A 17,926-nucleotide genomic window follows, 5' to 3' on the forward strand; every position below is an offset into this window, starting at 1 on the left:
CGATCCCCACCCCCCACTGTAAAAGGATCAGCGCCACCAGAACGCGTTCAAGGAGCAAGAAAGACCCTCTCCTTGCCCGAAGGGCTAACACCACTCCAATAATATACCCCCCGACCAGGACCGCAATTCCAGGATGGAAAACCCGCAACCGCAAAAAGAGATGGGCCGAGGGAGAGAAATCCTGGGCCAGGCCTTCATGTAGGCTAGATGCTGGAAAAAGGGTATCTCCCAGAGCCGTAATCGCTCCACTGACTCCCAAGAGTCCCATTCCCAACCAAGCCCCTAGAAACAATACCCAATTGGAACGATCCCAGCGCCAGGACTGCCCCTCTGCCCATCCTGAAAACCACGCTGCTCCTGTTAGGGCAGCCAAGAGGAACAAGGTGTTAAGCAGATGTAATGACATTGCCCAGCCGCGTTCTAACGAGGTATTGTCGGCTACCAGTTCAAACAGTACTAACCCCGCCCCGATCAGGGCTTCGGTAAGGGTAAAAAATAGCGAGGCATAGGCCGCAAAGCGGATCGGATGGCGACGAGAATAGAGCTTAATTGCCCCACCTACCAGGATGATCACCAAAAGCAGAGCCAAACCGCTGGTCACACGATGGGCGAATTCAATGAGAGTCTCAACCTGAGGCGAGCGCGGAAGCACCTCACCATTACATAATGGCCAATGCGAACCACAACCCGCCCCTGATCCGGTAGCCCGTACATAAGCCCCCCACAGAATTACCAAAACGTTGTACGCCAGAACGCTCCAGGCAAAGCGGCTAAAACCTTTCATAATCACCTTGCAAGAATTTATAAGTAGTGTCAAAGCGGTTGATAATATATCACAAAGTATACACATATTCACCCCCGAAAATCATCACATCCTCGCGCTTGACACTGTCCTTGGCGAAGGCTAAAATCGTTTTTAGTTGGATAATCCCTTAACCCATCGCCGCTAGGGAAGGAATCGATTATCCACGTCTAATGCGTAGGGTTCACCTTCAATTTCAAGAAAGGAGGATCTCATGAGCCATATTATCACCAGCCTCTGCCTGCGTGATGCAGGCTGCACCACTGTATGTCCTGTGGATTGCATCGTCCCCGGTAAACCGGTTGAACAGTGGCCGTGGTACTACATTGACCCCGACACCTGCATTGATTGTGGGGCCTGTGTCCCCGAATGTCCTTTCGCCGCCATCTTTCCTGAGGATGAGGTGCCTTCCGCCTACGTTGCTAAAGGTGGTGAGCGGCTCTCCATGCCTGTGGGCACACCCGGCTTTACTGAAGTTTACGATGGTGTGAATCACTTTGGTGAACCTGTTCATCTGGAAGCGACCCGCACCCTGAAACCAGGCGAAACGGTGGATCTCACCCCCGATATTGCCAAAAATTACGCGTACTTCAAAGAGGGGCCCGGCTACAGCGCCTTGGAGAAGTAAAAAAGGTGGGTCAACCAACAAGAGGGAGTCGTCAAACGGCTTCCTCTTTTGTTCATCCCTATTTGCACCAAGGAGGTTCCCTTTGTCCGCTATGCAAGAGGTCTATCGCATCGAACGTGACTCCTTGGGGGAAGTTCGTGTGCCTGTTCAAGCCCTATATGGAGCACAGACACAACGTGCTGTGGAGAACTTCCCCGTCTCCGGTCGCAGACCCTATCGAGCATTCATCTGGTCCATGGGACTAATCAAACGGGCTGCGGCAGAAGTTAACAGCGCCCTTGGGTTGCTCGATTCCACCCGTGCCCAGGCGATCGTTCAGGCTGCCACTGAGGTCATGGAAGGACGCTGGGACGAACAGTTTGTGGTGGATCCTTTCCAAGCCGGTGCCGGCACCAGCCACAACATGAACACCAACGAGGTCATCGCCAACCGTGCCACTATAATCCTAGGCGGCAATCTGGGTGAGTATCGTGTTCATCCCAACGACCACGTTAATATGTCCCAGTCCACCAATGACACCATCCCCACCGCCATTCGTTTAGGATGTTTATGGCGGCTGGATGAGTTGTTGCAAACGATTGACGAATTAGCCGGCGCCCTTCGCGAAAAGGCTGTGGCGTTTGATGATATCGTCAAATCCGGGCGTACCCACCTCCAAGATGCAGTTCCCGTGCGCTTGGGCCAAGAATTTGGCGCCTATGCACGAGCAGTTGAACGTGATCGTGAGCGCATTGAGCGTGCAGCCGAAGGGCTGCGGCGACTAGGCATCGGGGGCACCGCGACGGGTACTGGCCTGAATGCTCATCCGGAGTACCATCCTCGCATGGTGGCGCGTCTCTCCGAGATTAGTGGGCTACGCCTCTACACCTCGGACGATCTTTTTGAGTCCATGCAATCCATGGCAGACATGGCCGATTTCTCCGCTGCCATGCGCACCCTGGCGTTAACCCTAACCCGCATCGCCAACGATATCCGCCTGCTTTCCTCGGGGCCAACTACCGGTTTGGACGAGATTCGCCTACCGCCGGTCCAGCCCGGTTCTTCTATCATGCCCGGGAAGGTCAACCCCGTCCTGGCCGAGATGCTCAACATGGCCATGTACCACATCATCGGCCTGGATACAGCCGTAGCTCTGGCCTCTCAGGCAGGACAGCTTGAGCTCAATGTAATGATGCCCATTATTGCACATGATCTCTTTGAAATGATGCATGTCATGATCGGCGCTGTGCGTGCCTTCACCCAGAAATGCGTGGTCGGCATCCAGGCTAACCGGGAGAAAGCCGAAGGATGGTTGGCTCGCAACCCCATCCTGGTGACTGCTCTCAATCCCTTGATCGGCTATATGGCGGGTGCCGCGCTAGTCAAGGAGGCACTGAGCCGTAATCTGACCATTCAAGAAGTGGCTCTAGAGAAGGCGCGTAAGGGAGAACTGCACCACAAAGACACTGGTCTCGCCTTAAGCGAGGAAGATATTCGAGCGGTGTTCCGCGATCTACGGCGCTTGACCGAAGGAGGGCTTGTGGGGGGTGGCGGGGGCGGGGGTTAAACCCTTTCCCCCGCATACAAGGCAGCCCCAATAATTCCCGCCAAGTTTTGGAGTTGGGCGGGCACAATACGGGTACGTAGAGAGAGCAAGGGCAGGAATTTGTCTGCCTGCTTGCTCAGCCCGCCCCCCACAATAAACAAATCGGGCCAGAAAAGATTCTCCATCTCATTAAGGAATTCCTGCAAGCGTTTAGCGTATTTCTTCCAGGTCAATTTTTTGCGCTTACGGGCAGCATCCGAAGCACGCCATTCCGCATCTTTGCCGCGAATTTTGAGATGTCCAAATTCTGTATTCGGCACCAGGTGCCCATCGGTAAAAATTGCGGAGCCAATTCCCGTGCCCAGCGTGAGCATGATCACTACTCCCCGCGAATTCTCCCGCCCCACCCCAAAACGCATTTCAGCAATCCCAGCCGCATCGGCATCATTGAGCGTATAAGTAGGGCAACCGGTTGCTTCACTCAGCAAGCGGTTAACATCGGTGCCAATCCAGTTCTTATGCACGTTGGCCGCTGTCAGGGCAACCCCTTGATGGACGACAGCCGGAAAACCACAGCCTATCACCCCGTTCCAGCGCAGAGAACGCACCAAATCCGCCACGACCTCTGCCACAGCCTCGGGCTTGGCCTGATCGGGTGTTGGCAGACGCACTCGCTCGGTGAGTAATTCCCCACTCTCCAGGTTAACCACCGCCCCTTTGATCCCGCTCCCGCCAATATCAATTCCCAAGGCCGTTTTCATGATTCACCTCCGCCCCAATTTATCTCACTGACATGCATTGGATAAATGTTCATTATAAGTCTCCGCAAAAATATGGCGTCCTGACTGATCACAACGTGCCCGGAAGTAATAATAGGGCGTTTGAGCCGGATGGGCCACAGACTGCAACGCATCCAGCCCAGGGTTACAAATAGGTGTTGGGGGCAACCCCGAATAGATATAAGTATTATAGGGGGAATCAGCCCTTAAGTCGTCTGCAGATAGCGGATTTTTCCACCAGGTCTGCGCACGAGCATCATACCCCAAGGCATATTGCACTGTCGGATCGCTATCTAATTTCATGCCTGCCTTAAGGCGATTGAGAAATACTGAGGCGATTAATGGGTATTCTTCCTTAACAACCCCCTCCCGCTCCACAATAGACGCTAAGATAATCCCCTGATACAGAGTTAGGCCTTGTTGCATAAACCCCGTGCGAATCTCGGGGGTAAGTGTTTGTGCAAAGCGCTCCAGCATTTGCTCAATAATCTGCTGAACAGGCGCGTCTCGCCGAAAGGTATAGGTGCCTGGCATCAGAAATCCTTCCAACATCTGCGGATGTTCGAGAGATTCGAGCACTGGTAAAGCAGGCGGATTGCGCACCATATCTAAAAACTCCATCTCATTATCCAGCAATCCCGAAAGACGCAGCACTTGGGCAATTTCCTCAGCACGCCAACCCGCTAGGATGGTAACCGTCACCTCAAAGCGCCCACCCTTTTGGAGAGCATAAGCCACTTGAATCGCATCCATGGTGGGTGAAAGTTCGTACTGTCCCGCTTGAATGCCTTTGTCCAATCCCGAGTAAATTAGAAATGTGCGAAAGGTCTCAGCATCACGAATGATCCCGACCTGCTCAAGGCGTTGGATGACAGAAAGGGCTGATTCCCCCTCATTTACCGTGAAAAGCAGCCCAGATACCCCTTGAGCACTCGAGGGTGCAGACAACTGCGACTCGTTCAGAAACAATATCCAGGCTAGATACTTTCGTTCGGGCCAAGAAAGATGTGTAGCTGGGGGACCCAATCGGTCGGCGACTTGCTGGGGAACATCCACCAACACAACTAACCCCACCAGTGCGAATAAACATCCCAGTAGCAGAAAAATGAAAAGCCCTAAACGAAAAGGTTGTTTCCTGTGCGAAGTCATACAAATTGATCTCCTTGTTTAGAGCTACCCTTGCCGGAAAGATCTTTCTTCAAGGTGGCTTGGGTATCTAGGAAATCTTGGAGAATGATAGCAGCCGCTCGATGATCTAATGGCTCACGTCGCTTCTTACGAGAATGTCCCATCTCACGCAATAGGGCTTGAACCCGCTGAGTGCTTCCGCTTTCATCCCAGGTAGCGACAGGGATAGGGGTAATGTTACGAATGGCTTCAGCCAGCCGTAGCGCACGCCGCGCGGCAGGGCCTATCTCTATGCCCAAGTCATAAGGAACGCCAACGACAATCAGACCCACCTCCATGGATTCGGCCAAAGCCACAATCTCGCGCGCATCCTCGTCCCGTGAAACGTGGTCAAGAATCGTCAACGGTCGAGCAACAACTCCGTTCGGATCACTGATGGCAAGACCAATGCGCTTTTCGCCCGGATCAACACACAGCACACGCATCGCCGAGTTTTACCTCAAGACAACCTGGATTCGCCAGGGTAAAAATGGAAAACGTCCCCACCATGCTGGCGTCAGTGCAATCTGGGTCACTTTTCCTCCCTTTATGAGCGGATTCAAAATTTCCTCGGTCTCTTCTACAGGTTTGCCCACTAGTAGCTGAGTTATATCATCGGTTCGGATCGAGGGAATCAGCCACCAGCTTCCCCGCAATCTCAATCCCACGGAATCGGTTTTTGCAATTGCGCGTTCCTCGAGGCGTTCAACTCTCACCTCGTCGCCCAATGCCCGATATTCACTGGGAATCTGCACCCTAAGCATTGCCCGAGTTAGATCCTCTAAATCATTTTGCCTGACCACACACCCACGATAACGAGCTTTCATCCGTACCTGGAACCGATTAGCAGGCTGCCCCACATTGGGGAAAACATGCTCTTCTAAAATCTCCTGCAATTGCACGGTAGATGCCACAAGAATCTCGTCTGCTTCCAACCTCTCTTCCATTATCCTAATGGCCTCACGTGGCTGAACGATCAACACCCGCTCACGAGCCCGCTGCAAGTCCATTTCACTCACCACTGTTACGGTGGATTCGGTTCCACCAAGGGCGGGTGTGGGGTTAGAAAGACGTATAACTAGGCCTAAAGCCCCCTCAGCTTCCCAGGTGACGCCAGCAGGCACATTTCCACCACTCCCCGCCTGAATCGCCTGTACCGGAACCGAAGCAGACTGACCGATCCCAGCTGGGAGAACCACCTCTTCCAAGGCCTCGAAGCGCACCGGCTGCGTTCCGATTGCTACAAAGGGGCTTCCTTTTGGGATGAGATGAGAAACATCGGTCAGGTTTTGGGCTATAAGGGTAGCCCGAGCATAAGTCGCAGGCCACGGAGCTATCCCGCTGGCAGTTTCCTCTACCTGAGAATCAACCTCGGCATCTACTTCTTTACAGGGCACCACACCGCTCATCTGCACAACTCGTGTCTGAGGTGAGAGACGAACATACATCTCCACTTGTTGCTCACGCTTAGGTAACTCGATCTCAAGAATGGCGCTAGGTAAAAGCAACGCCATTAATACCAGAACAGCCCCCACGCCCAGCAAGAAGAACCCCACGCGCCGCCCCACTGAAAGGGGCTTAGGAGTTATCGCAAGAAGCAAAGCCCGGGCTTCTTCCCTTTGACGTCGAACGGATTGGAGTCGCGCAGAAAGCCAGGCATGGCTCAAAAGAAACGATGTCCTGTGGCGCCGCCAACGTCCTTTTTGGGCTGCTTCCACAGTCCTAAAAACAGGAATACCCACCTCCCTACACAACCGGGCAGTTTCAGGATCCCGATTAACGACTGCGAGCAGAGCACCTAAACTTTGAGCATGATGCTGTAAGCGTACCCAATCTAGACGGGTAAACCGAGGGGAACGCTTCAGCGGCAGGATCAGGATGATGCGTTGAGCTTGCGCCCAGGCCATTTTATCCCCCACTGAAATCACGTCATCATAAGGTTCAACCCGAATCATATAGGTCTTCATACTTGGTTATTATAACAATCCCGCGGCTGGCGTTGTCATCGCGAAACCCTTTGAAGGCGCTCGATTTCCAGCGGAGAAAGAAAACGCCACTGACCCGGCAACAAACCTTCCAAAGTAATAGGCCCGACAGCTACGCGGACAAGACGCAACGTGGGGAATCCTACAGCCGCAGTCATGTGGCGAATCTGACGCTTCATCCCTTCAAAAAGCACTATACGTAACCAGCTGGTAGGCCCATGAGGCGTCACCGGCTTCTGGCGCGGGGGCAGGGCTGGTTCCGGGATCACTACCACTTGGCAACGCTGCGTTCGCCGACCTTTGACAACCACCCCGCGCTGCAAGGCAGCTACCGCCTCGGGGGTAATAATCCCCTCAACTTGCACTAGATACGTCTTAGGTACATGATGACGTGGATGGGTCAAACGATGGATCAGATCACCGTCATTGGAGAGAAGAAGCAAACCCTCACTATCTAGATCCAGACGTCCCACCGGATAAACATCTGGCACATGGATGTAATCTTTCAAGGTGGAGCGGCCGGCTGTATCGGTAAAGGCGCTCAACACACCATCCGGTTTGTAAAACGCAATGACTACACAGGGCTTTGACATCAGTAGAGAGTGGCCTCTTGAGGAGATCTGCCCCAATTTTAGACTATAATTCCCGATAATATGATCCCTGAGGAGACTCTCGTGCCTAAAGCAATTTTTCTGATATTGGGCTTATTACTGATCACAGGCCTGGCCTGCAATCTGCCGGTAAGCACTTTACGTGCTACTCCGGACGAGATTGGAACCCAGGTGGCCCAAACCCTAACCCAGCATGCCTTGCAACCCATTTCCACGCCATCTTCTCCGCCCGCACCGCCTCCTAATACCCCTTTCCCATCACCCACCCCAACCTCAGAAACGTCACCAACCCTTACACCCGCATCAGCCGAAGATCCTCGCATAATCTTGGGGGCTCCCATTTATGTGGATACCCTGGATAGTGGCCGCTCATTTGGGCTTGAGGGTAAAATTTACGAGGACGAGAACACATTAATTCGCGTTCAAAACGGCTCCATGATTCTGACCAGTAAATATGCCACTGGGTATCATGGTTGGCGAACAGGGGGGCGTAAGCTTCAGAATGGTTACGTAGAAGGGCTCTTCCGCACAGGAGATTGCAATGGACAGGATACTTACGGGCTTATCGTTCGCTCGCCAGATTTTATCCAGGGATACTGGTTCACGCTTACTTGTGATGGACAGTATGGATTCGGATACTGGAATGGCGAAAAATATGTTAACCTCCTCAGCCAGAAAGACGATCGCTCTATTCTGCACACTGGGTCTCAGCAAACCAATCGCATTGGGGTGTGGATGAAAGATAGCATCTATCGCCTTTTCGTCAATGGAGCCTTCATGAATGAAATCAGCGATGACCAATTTATTGTTGAGGGGTATACCGGTGCCGTCATTGCAGCTCACAGCACACCTGGTTTCACCGTGTTTCTTGACGAAATTTCCTACTGGAATCTGCCCTAGCACCATGAATGAGATGACTTACCGCAATCAGATTAGAGAATTTGCACGACGACAAATTGAAAAGCGCCCCGTGTACCTGGATACAGAAACCACTGGCCTAGATAAAAACGCCGAGATTGTTGAAGTTGCCGTAGTGGAGTATGATGGAAGTCTTTTGTTTCAGTCTCTGGTCCGTCCTTCTCGCCCCATCCCTCCAGAAGTCATCGCGGTTCACGGGATTCGAGACGAGGAAGTGAAAACCGCTCCGCCCTGGCCAGTGGTGTGGAACACTTTACGCCCTCTAATAAGAGATCGATTGGTTGCTGCTTACAATGCTGACTTTGATCGCCGCATAATGGAACAATCCCTCACGCGCTATGGCCTCAGATGGCAGGATACCCTCAGCACCTTGGATATTATGCAGGTTTTTGCTGAGTTCCGTGGAGAGTGGGATCCCGCTCGGCGCGCCTACCGTTACTTTAAACTGGAAGAAGCGGGACGCTATCTGGGCATCCCGCTTCCTAACAGCCACCGCGCTTTCGATGATGCTCTACTGGCGCGCGCCGTTCTCCATGCAATTGCTGGGTTGCCTTACTGAACCCAATCCTTTCAATCTGACGATCGCTTGGGAATTTTGGGGATCAACCAATCCAGGAAGGCGCCTTCGCTCCGGGTCTGAAGCAGAACTTTTCCCGGCCCGGTCAGATCCACCACAAGTCCCTCACCACCGAACAGGGTGGATTTTAATCCCCCTACTGTTCGGACGTGGAAGCCAATGTTCTCCTTGAAAGCCACCAGGTGTCCGGTATCTACTGTGTAGGTCTCACCTGCCTTGAGATCCAGTTCGTGCATAGCACCATAACTGGATAACAGAAGCACACCGCTCCCGCTACACCGAAGCATGATGAGACCTTCCCCGCCAAAAAAGGTTCGCGCTCCCGACCACTTGGTATCGGTTTGTACTCCCTCGCTAGAGGCCATAAATGAACCCGATTGTACCAGATAGGTTTCATTGTTGAGGGACAACATAAAGACATCACCGGGAAGGGTAGGGGCGAGCAGGAGCTCCCCACCTTGGGAAGGAGCTCGGAAGGTGTTGACAAAGAACGACTCCCCTCCTAACACAGAACGGCTCAAGGACTTTAGGAACCCCCCGCGCATTTTGGTCTCCAACTGAACCCCCGCCGACATCCCCACCATGGCTCCGGTTTCGGCTAGCAAGGCTTCATTAGGCGCAAGCTTCACCCGGGCTACTGAGTAAGATGGACGATATAAAATTTCCACTTCCATGCGTCTCCTCCAAGAACTAAGAATTAGCAGATCAACACTTCAATGATTGTAGCACACCCCTTCATTCTTCAAACACCCTTTCCGAATCCCAGGATTCATAGTAAACTAAGGCTCGCCAAAGCAGACCTCATGGCTGCTTTCCACCCTTCGTCTTAAAGACGAAGGGCAAACCCAAGGAAAGTAAGGAGGAATAACTTTTACATGCGAGCGTACGAATTGGTTTTCATTGTCCAGCCCGAACTGGACGAAGCGGCCCTTCAGGGCGTGATCGAAAAGGTCAAGGGGTGGATAACCGAAGCAGGCGGAACCATCAATAAAATCGACTTATGGGGCAAACGCCGTTTGGCCTATCCGATTCGCAAACGCCACGAAGGCCACTATGTGCTCCTCGAGATGCAAATGCCCCCCACCTACAGCGCCGAACTCGAGCGCAACCTACGCTATTTTGAACCCGTTATGCGCTTTCTAATTGTCAACCGTGCCTAAAACAGATTTGCAGGGGAATCTCAGCGGAGTGTAGAAATGAGTCGGGGCTTGAATAAAGTCATGTTGATTGGCCATCTCGGCCGTGACCCAGAAATGCGTTATACGCCTTCAGGGCGACCCGTGACCACGTTTACCATTGCTACGACGCGCACCTGGAATACCTCCAACGGTGAACGCCACACTGAAACCGAGTGGTTCAACGTAGTAACCTGGGGAAACCTAGCTGAAATTTGCAAACAATATCTGAGTAAAGGCCAGCAAGTCTATGTGGAAGGACGGTTGCAAACGCGTCGCTGGGAAGATAGCGAGGGCAATAAACACACCTCCGTAGAAATCGTGGCTAACGAGATGATGATCTTGGGCGAACGTCGCGAGCCCCTCTCAAACAATCATTTCACAGAGCCGCTGCAGAATACTCATAGTGCAGACGAAGAAATTGAAGAAGACGAATACCCTTTTTAGGAGTTTGAAGCATGACCGACGTGGAATTAATTGAACATGAACAGGTAGCGGCTCCGCGCCGCTTTGCTGCACGACCCAAAATTTGTCAGTTTTGCGCCGACAAAAACGCTACCATTGATTACAAGCAGGTAGACTTACTGCGCCGTTTCCTTACCGAGGAAGGCAAAATCCGCCCGCGGCGTCAGACAGGTACCTGCGCCAAACATCAGCGCCTGTTGGCCCGCGAAATCAAACGGGCTCGTCACTTGGCTTTGCTACCTTTTGTGGCTAAGGATCTGAGTGAGGGCTTGCTCTAAGTATATCGTTGGTCTCCCCAAGGGCATGTAGCCGACTGCGCATGCCCTTTATTTATGTATGTCTCTTTTGAGGCTCACTCATGGCAAAAAGAACAAAAACCAAAGTCGTCTCGCGTAGGCAACAAAGTCGGGTTGAGCGTGAACTGCGCAATCGCCGCCTCGTGTTATGGGGAACGCTAAGCGTCATTGCCCTCACTGTTTTAATAATCGTTTACGGGCTGCTGGATCAATTTGTCTTGCAACAGCAGCGTCCTGTGGCCCGGGTTGCCGGCAACCCCATCTCGCTAGCCGAATTGCAAAAACGCGTCAAGTTTGAGCGCTACCAGCTCATTCAAAGCATCACCACACTAGCTCAATATAAACAACTATTCAACTTTGATCCCGCTTCCCAAGCCTACTTTGACGCGCAGATTCAACAAAGTGTCTCTGCGCTCAACGATACCAATGCTCTGGGCTCAAAAGCCCTGGATGCATTGATCGAAGCCCGCATCCTTGAGCACGAAGCAGCCTCACTGGGGATTGCTGTGAGTGAGGAGGAAATCACCCAGGCCATCCAGGAAGCCTTTGGATATTATCCTCACGGAACACCCACCCCGATTCCTACGAATACCCCATATGCAACCGCTACCCTAAATGCCCTCCAACGGACTCTCATCCCCCCCACTGCTACGCCCACGGCCACCCTCACTCCCACCGAAGGGCCAACCTCGACACCGGTGCCAACCAGCACGCCAACGGCCACCCCAGACTCCAACGTAACCCCAACCCCCACAGAGACTCCTGTTCCCACCCCAACGCCCCTCACCGAAGAGGGTTTTCGCACCAGTTACACCCAATATTTAGAGGGACTAACCTCAGCCACAGGATTGAGTGAGGCCGACCTACGAGCGCTCTTCAAAGCGTTCCTGTTGCGGGATAGGCTTATGAAGAAATTGGAAGCCGAAATTCCTTATGAAGAGGAACAGGTATGGGCGCGACACATTCTGGTTAAGACCGAGGAAGAGGCCAAAAGGGTTTTGGATCGCCTCACTGCAGGGGAAGATTGGGTCAAAATTGCTGCCGAGGTCTCTCAGGATACCAGTAACAAGGACCGTGGGGGAGACTTGGGGTGGTTTGGCAGAGGCGAAATGACCCAGGCCTTTGAAGATGCTGCTTTTGCTCTGACCGAGATTGGTCAGATCAGTCAACCAGTCCAAACAGAGTATGGGTGGCACATTATCCAGCTCCTGGGACGGGAGGTGCGCCCCATCTCCGCCGACCGCCGCCAACAATTACTGAATCAGAAATATAAGGAGTGGCTCGACGGTAAGAAAACCGAGCTCAAAGTTGAGCGCTATGACAGTGTCTGGCAGAGCAAACTACCCGCCGAACCCACCCTGCCCCCTGGCATCCTTCAATAAAATTTGGATCACAAAACAGCCCTCGTTCAGATTGCGAGGGTTGTTTTTTCCTTCTTCTCCTCTTTTCAAGCTGGTTCAGACCAGCACTTCAGCCAAGTTTTCTAGACGCAATGAGATCACCTGACTGGTCATGTCTTTCCCCATGGTCACTCCATAAATCACATCTGCCGTTTGTACGGTGTTGCGATTATGGGTGATAACGATAAACTGAGTCTCCTGACTTAATTCCTTGAGCAAGTCGCAGAAACGGCCAACATTAGCCTCATCTAGCATGGCATCCACCTCGTCCAGGATGCAGAACGGCGGAGGGGAGACTTTCAGCAAGGAAAACACCAGTGCCACCGAGGTCAAACTACGTTCTCCTCCAGATAGTAGGGCTAAGCCTTGTTCACGTCTGCCAGGTAAACGCACTTCAATTTCAATGCCCGACTCCCCTGGTTGAGATTCATCCTCCAAATACAAACGTGCCTCCCCACCCCCAAACAAACGCACAAAATTCTGCTGAAATTCGCGTGCTACGGCCTTGAAGGTCCTCATAAAGGCCTCTCTAATCAATCCGTCTAGTTCCGCTATGATCTCGCGCACGTCACTCTCGGCTTTTTTCAGGTCCTCCATCTGACCGCGCAAGTAATCATAGCGCGTCTTAAGTTCCTGATACTCTTTTAGCAGATCGGGGGAAATATGCCCAATACGTTTCAACTGGCTTCGATAACGGGCGATGCTCTCCTCAATATCCGGGGGCAATTGTTGAAGTGCTGGCAGGGCTTCTACCATGCCATTAAGAGGTAGAGGCTCCTGGCCGGCGACTGTTTCAATGTAGGTGAAGGACACCAGCCCCAAATCCTCCTCGATGCGCCGTTGTAAAGAAGCCAATGCTTCTTCCTCGCGCGCATGCTCAAGTTGGGCCTGTTGCGCTTGCTTTTCAAGAAAAGCAAGTTGTTGTTGCTGAGCACGCCACTCCGCCGTGACTCGCTCCTGCTCAGTCTGGAGGCGACGATATTCGGCTTCCAAAGGCACCCATTGCTCCCGCAATTCAACTTCCATCCGTTCAAATTCATTCAGACGGAGTTGAAGGCCCTCCGCTTCTTGCTCCAAAGCAACTAAAGCCGATTGGGTCTGAAGCATCCTCGCTTCCAGTTCATTCAGGCGGGATGTTGTGCGCTGCAGGGCTTGCTGGTAATCACTCAGACGCTGGGATAGGTGATTTAGGCGTTGCGTGGCCATCCGCTCTACCGACCGCCAATGATTTATTTGGTCCTTAAGCGTCCCCACCGCCAGCGCTTGGATGGCCACATTGACCTGCTCTAGCTGTGTCTGCAATTCTTTTATTTCCATTTGTGCAGTTTGGGCACTTTGTTCCAGAGCCTGCATTTGCTGCTCAATCACAGCCCTCTGGGCCTCCGTCTGACGCAGAGTCTCTTCCGCGCGTTGCAAATCCTCTTCCTGGCGGCGCATCCGTCCCACGAAGCCTTCATATTCTCGCCGTCTCTGCTCCAATTCTCCGCGCAGACGCTTGAGTTCACGCTCGACCGCCACGCGTTCGTTCTCCAGCCGCGCCAGTTCGGCCTCTCGGACAGCCCTACTCTGCCCAAAAGAGGCCATTTTCTGTTCCAGCCGTTGTAGCGTTGCCTGAAGCTCACGCTGTCGCCGACTCCGCGAGATCAACATGGCACGTTGATCTAGACCAGCAATGATCATGCCATCTGCAGTAAAAACTTCGCCCTGGAGGGTTACCAATCGTCCCCCCGCCGGGAGAGCGTCCCACAAATGGCTAGCATCACGGCGGTGGCGAACTATCCAGGTGTTTTCCAAAAGCGTCTGAAGTACTTCTTGATTGATGGTCCCCACCTGTACAAAATCAATCGCCCGCCCGAGACAGGCCTCATCATTAGGAAAGGTAGCCTTGAGCCCAGAGGTCTTCTTTCGCCCAAGCAATAGAATCACACGTCCCTTCTCGTGGCCCTCCAAAAATGCCAGTACTGCCTCTGCGGACTCCGGGTCTTCTAGTACCAAGCCCTCAATGCGCTCTCCCAACGCCGCGGCAATAGCCCGTTCGTAGTCCGGGGCAATGCTCAGGATTTGACTTAGACGTTGAACACGCCCTGGCAATCGTCCATCTTGGATGGCGCGGAGCAATGTCTGGGTACCTTGGCTTAATCCATCAAAGGTTGCCTCAGCTTGCTCAAGCACAGAAAGTTCTGCACGGGCTTTCAAAATGGCGGCTTCAACAGCATCTTGTTCCTTCTGAAACCCCCTTAGCGCTTCACGCGCTGCCTCAAGGTGCTGCAAAAGAGCCCCCAACTCTGTAGAAAGTTCGCGGACCCTGGTTTCCAGCGCCTCTACCCCTTGGCGTCGCTGAGCCAATCGTTCTTTTACATCCTCTAGAACCTGAAGATGTTCCCCTTTCTGCTGTGTAGCGCGTTTGATTTGATCCTGCAGGTCAGAAAGTCGGCGTTTATAAGATTCGTATTCAACTTCATAGGCATACTGGCGCTTTGCCAGCCCGCTCAGCGTCACTTGAAGCGAATTTTTCTGTACGATCAATGCTCGTTCCTCAGATTCCCGACTTTCGAGTTGCTGACTCAGGGCTCGAATCTCTCGCTGGGCCGCACCTAACTCAGCCTGAACTTGCTCATGCTCACGTTGCAGGGCTAGAATCTGCACCTGGATCTCAGTGCGTTCGGCTTCCAAGCGCTCCCGATCTGTGACGATGCTCTGCTGCTGAGTCAACAAAGCTGCGCGACGTTCCTCAAGCACAGCGGCACTCCGCTCCAATTGGGTCTTCTCACGCTCCAGCCTTAGCGCGCGTTCTTTCAAAGCCTCGATTTGAGATCCTACCTCAGTCCATGCTTCGCGAATTTCCTTGAGACGATTTTCCTGTTCTTCAGTGCGCGCGCGTTGCTCGGCTAAACGTTGCTCAATCTTGCGAACAGTCTCCCGGCTTTGAACCACCCGTTGTTGGCTTTGGAACCAGTGGTACCCATACCATTCCCGCAATAGTAATTTCAGATCCGCAGAAATACGCTCATACTCCTGGGCTCGCTGTGCCTGTCGCTCAAGGCTCTTCACACGTGGCTCGAGTTCGACCAGGATGTCTTGAACGCGCTCTAAATTACGGCGTGTAGCATCCAGGCGATTGAGGGCTTCCTCCCGTCGAATACGATAAAGCCCAACTCCCGCCGCTTCTTCAAAGAAACGCCGCCGCTCCTCAGGGCGCAACGAGAGAGCGGCATCTATTAACCCTTGTCCGATGATCGTATAGGTGCGCTCTGAAAGCCCGGCGCGTGAAAGTAGCTCAGTAATCTCTTTTAGGCGGACGCGTTGCCCGTTGAGTAGATACTCGTTCTGACCATCTCGATAAGCCCGCCGGGTAATACTGATCTCGCTAAATTCGAGGGGTAACCATTGATCCTCATTATCAAAAACGATGCTTGCCAGCGCCATTCCAGCCCGTGGACGATGCTCCGAGCCCGAAAAGATCATGTCCTCAGTTTTGCGTGCCCGCAATAGTGAAAAAGACTGTTCGCCCAATACCCAACGAATGGCATCCGCAATATTTGACTTCCCCGATCCATTCGGCCCTACGATAGCCGTAATGCGCCCAGGAAACTCAAACAAAATGCGTGAGGCAAAAGTTTTATACCCTTGCAATTCCAACGACTTAAGCCGAGAAGCCATAGACAGCGCTTTCACTCCTTCAGGACATGGTTTCGGAAACGATGCCCAACCGCCGAATCGCATCGCGCGCTGCCGACTTAGTGGCTGCGTGTTTGCTTGACCCACTGCCCCAACCACATACTTTGCCGTTGATCAATACCTCTACTTCAAACACTTTGGCGTGCTCAGGACCGTAGACATTACGGGTCACATAGCGCGGCGCAGCCAACCCCTGTGACTGTGCCCACTCCTGTAACAGGCTCTTGGGGTCTTCGATACGATGATGTAGAAGAACATCCTCTGCGGCTTCCTCCAGAAAGGGGGCGAGGAAGGCTTCTACCACTTCAAGGCCCTGATCCAAGTACAACGCCCCAATGAGCGCCTCAAAAGTATCGCAGAGCAAAGAAGGGCGATCTCTTCCGCCGGCCTGGGCTTCACCTCGCCCCAAACGCATAGCCCGCCCCAGTTCAATCCGCCGCGCAAACTCGGCCAGTTGCTCGGTATGTACCAAGGCCGAACGCATGCGGGTAAGATCACCTTCGGGCATCTCGGGGTAACGATGGTAAAGCCACACCGCCACCAAGAAATCCAGCACGGCATCCCCTAAAAACTCCAGACGCTCATTGTCTTCAAGCGCTTCAGGATGCTCATTGAGATAGGAACGGTGAGTCAACGCGCGGCTAAGCAGTAGCCAATCTTTAAAGTTTAAATTTAGACGTTTGGCCAGTTCCTGAGGGGACTCCACTTTTTCCATGGGGGTCTCGTTTCCCATGTTTTACCTCCTCGGAACCCGAGAAGCGCAAACCTCCTACCCGGTTGGAGTAAGTGAGTTGCGTTCCGCCGGTTCCCATCACCTTAAGATGCGTATTTCAAACCTGAGCCAGTCATGATCAGAACAATGGGCTCCGGTAACTGTGCGTCTAAGCGCTCCAGCGCTGCCCAGGTCAACGCGCTGGTCGGCTCGACATAGATTCCGCTATGACATAATGTGATAAAAGCACGTTCAATTTCAGCCTCGTCAACCGCCAGAAAAGTGCCTTGATCCGGCCCAATCTCCTTGAACAAAGCCTCCATACGCACAGGCTGGCGCACCCGCACCCCCTCAGCTAGGGTTGGACGCTCCTCCACATCATCACGGATATCTCGGCCCCCTCGTTGTTCAAAGGCCGCGACAACCGGCGCACATGCTGCTGCTTGAACCCCCACAAAATAGGGCAATTGAGGGATTCCCCCCCCTTGCCGTAGTGCTTGGAATCCCCGCACTAAACCCAGCAGAAGCCCTCCATGTCCCACCGGGGCGATAACTGTCCCGGGCATGCGTTGTCCTAACTGTTCCCACACCTCATAAGCAATTGTGGCAATGCCAGGCAAACCAAAAGGCAGATAAGCATGGCTGGCATAAACAGCACCTTGCCGAACAACCTCCAGTACGGCCTGCGCAGCCGCCGACCGTGGGCCAGGCACACGAATGAGAGTCGCTCCATAACGCTCTATCTGCAAGCGCTTGGGCCCTGAAGCACTTTCTGGCACATAAACCACGGCGCGCAAACCGGCCCGTGCGGCATAAGCCGCAAAAGAGGCCCCAGCATTCCCAGAAGAGTCCTCAACTGCTTCTGTCACTCCGCGCGCACGTAACCAGCTTACCAGCACAGCACTTCCACGGTCTTTATACGAACCGCTCGGATTGAGCGACTCGAGTTTCAGATGAACCGTATGGCCTCGATAGGATTGAGGGACCAGAGGAGTATTCCCCTCACCTAGCCAAAACACCCCCGCCCCTGGAGGCAGGGCTAATGCCATCCAGAATCGCCACAGGCCAGGGAGATCATTACGCAGGGTGCCCCAATCAAGAAGGGGCGGGGCATCAAAATCGTAAATGCCACCACAACGGATACACCGATAGGGAACCCCTTGTTCAGGATAGGGTTGACCGCACTGTGTGCATATGACTCGCCCCAT

The 17,926-nt window shown here is 53.2% G+C and carries 17 protein-coding genes and 1 pseudogene; 8 read left to right on the plus strand and 10 right to left on the minus strand.

The window, feature by feature from the left end; translation table 11 throughout:
* On the minus strand, positions 1-784 hold a 784-nt coding region (locus Q0721_RS00725; RefSeq protein ID WP_299024282.1), incomplete at its 3' end, for a COX15/CtaA family protein.
* A 232-nt stretch (positions 785-1,016) separates the two neighbouring features.
* Between Q0721_RS00725 and Q0721_RS12310 the strand changes: the two are divergent.
* Positions 1,017-1,211, plus strand: a pseudogene (locus tag Q0721_RS12310) (4Fe-4S binding protein); the annotation flags it as partial.
* A 310-nt stretch (positions 1,212-1,521) separates the two neighbouring features.
* Positions 1,522-2,976 carry an aspartate ammonia-lyase gene (locus tag Q0721_RS00735; protein WP_299025153.1) on the plus strand — a complete coding sequence of 485 codons (1,455 nt, stop codon included), beginning with the start codon at positions 1,522-1,524 and terminating at the stop codon, positions 2,974-2,976.
* Here the strand turns inward: Q0721_RS00735 and ppgK are convergent.
* The 5 genes from ppgK to Q0721_RS00760 are packed head-to-tail and all read right to left on the minus strand — an operon-like array spanning position 2,973 to position 7,479.
* On the minus strand, positions 2,973-3,716 hold the full coding sequence (gene ppgK, locus Q0721_RS00740) for a polyphosphate--glucose phosphotransferase (protein ID WP_299024287.1): 744 nt from the start codon (positions 3,714-3,716) through the stop codon (positions 2,973-2,975). The two genes, Q0721_RS00735 and ppgK, sit on opposite strands and share 4 nt — an antisense overlap.
* A 24-nt stretch (positions 3,717-3,740) precedes the next feature.
* Positions 3,741-4,883: an endolytic transglycosylase MltG gene (mltG, locus tag Q0721_RS00745; protein WP_299024289.1), complete on the minus strand. Its 1,143-nt coding sequence runs from the start codon at positions 4,881-4,883 to the stop codon at positions 3,741-3,743.
* Complete coding sequence (gene ruvX, locus Q0721_RS00750) at positions 4,880-5,347, minus strand: Holliday junction resolvase RuvX (RefSeq protein WP_299024291.1); 468 nt, start codon at positions 5,345-5,347, stop codon at positions 4,880-4,882. Before ruvX ends, mltG begins: the two co-directional genes overlap by 4 nt.
* Before the next feature lie 9 nt (positions 5,348-5,356).
* Positions 5,357-6,868, minus strand: coding sequence for a baseplate J/gp47 family protein (locus tag Q0721_RS00755; RefSeq protein WP_299024293.1), 1,512 nt, complete (start codon positions 6,866-6,868; stop codon positions 5,357-5,359).
* Positions 6,869-6,903: 35 nt separating this feature from the next.
* Positions 6,904-7,479 (minus strand): pseudouridine synthase, encoded by a 576-nt coding sequence (locus tag Q0721_RS00760; RefSeq protein ID WP_299024295.1) that lies wholly within the window; start codon positions 7,477-7,479, stop codon positions 6,904-6,906.
* 81 nt (positions 7,480-7,560) lie between these two features.
* Here Q0721_RS00760 and Q0721_RS00765 point away from each other — a divergent pair, with 81 nt between their 5' ends.
* Together Q0721_RS00765 and Q0721_RS00770 are read left to right on the plus strand one after the other, a co-directional pair.
* Entirely contained in the window at positions 7,561-8,397 is an 837-nt protein-coding gene (locus Q0721_RS00765) for a hypothetical protein (protein ID WP_299024297.1), read from the plus strand.
* 4 nt (positions 8,398-8,401) lie between these two features.
* A complete protein-coding gene (locus Q0721_RS00770) occupies positions 8,402-8,974 on the plus strand; it encodes a 3'-5' exonuclease (protein ID WP_299024299.1) in 573 nt (190 codons plus the stop codon).
* Positions 8,975-8,985: 11 nt separating this feature from the next.
* Here the strand turns inward: Q0721_RS00770 and Q0721_RS00775 are convergent, their stop codons facing one another.
* Entirely contained in the window at positions 8,986-9,666 is a 681-nt protein-coding gene (locus Q0721_RS00775; protein WP_299024301.1) for a TIGR00266 family protein, read from the minus strand.
* Between the two features lie 201 nt (positions 9,667-9,867).
* Here Q0721_RS00775 and rpsF point away from each other — a divergent pair, with 201 nt between their 5' ends.
* The 4 genes from rpsF to Q0721_RS00795 all read left to right on the plus strand — a co-directional run bounded on the left by rpsF (position 9,868) and on the right by Q0721_RS00795 (position 12,310).
* Positions 9,868-10,152 (plus strand): 30S ribosomal protein S6, encoded by a 285-nt coding sequence (gene rpsF, locus Q0721_RS00780; RefSeq protein ID WP_299024303.1) that lies wholly within the window; start codon positions 9,868-9,870, stop codon positions 10,150-10,152.
* Between the two features lie 36 nt (positions 10,153-10,188).
* A complete protein-coding gene (gene ssb / locus Q0721_RS00785; RefSeq protein ID WP_299024305.1) occupies positions 10,189-10,614 on the plus strand; it encodes a single-stranded DNA-binding protein in 426 nt (141 codons plus the stop codon).
* Between the two features lie 11 nt (positions 10,615-10,625).
* Positions 10,626-10,910, plus strand: a complete 285-nt coding sequence (gene rpsR, locus Q0721_RS00790) for a 30S ribosomal protein S18 (protein ID WP_299024307.1) — start codon at positions 10,626-10,628, stop codon at positions 10,908-10,910.
* An 80-nt stretch (positions 10,911-10,990) separates the two neighbouring features.
* Positions 10,991-12,310: a peptidylprolyl isomerase gene (locus Q0721_RS00795; protein ID WP_299024309.1), complete on the plus strand. Its 1,320-nt coding sequence runs from the start codon at positions 10,991-10,993 to the stop codon at positions 12,308-12,310.
* Positions 12,311-12,385: 75 nt separating this feature from the next.
* On the opposite strand, the gene smc is transcribed toward Q0721_RS00795, so the two are convergent.
* The 3 genes from smc to Q0721_RS00810 form a co-directional block, all read right to left on the minus strand.
* Positions 12,386-15,988 carry a chromosome segregation protein SMC gene (smc, locus tag Q0721_RS00800; RefSeq protein ID WP_299024313.1) on the minus strand — a complete coding sequence of 1,201 codons (3,603 nt, stop codon included), beginning with the start codon at positions 15,986-15,988 and terminating at the stop codon, positions 12,386-12,388.
* A gap of 19 nt (positions 15,989-16,007) precedes the next feature.
* Positions 16,008-16,739 (minus strand): ribonuclease III, encoded by a 732-nt coding sequence (gene rnc, locus Q0721_RS00805; protein ID WP_299024314.1) that lies wholly within the window; start codon positions 16,737-16,739, stop codon positions 16,008-16,010.
* 83 nt (positions 16,740-16,822) lie between these two features.
* A complete protein-coding gene (locus Q0721_RS00810; protein ID WP_299024316.1) occupies positions 16,823-17,926 on the minus strand; it encodes a pyridoxal-phosphate dependent enzyme in 1,104 nt (367 codons plus the stop codon).

This window comes from uncultured Thermanaerothrix sp. (assembly GCF_938028735.1).
In the GTDB taxonomy this organism is placed as follows: Bacteria; Chloroflexota; Anaerolineae; order Anaerolineales; family Anaerolineaceae; genus Thermanaerothrix.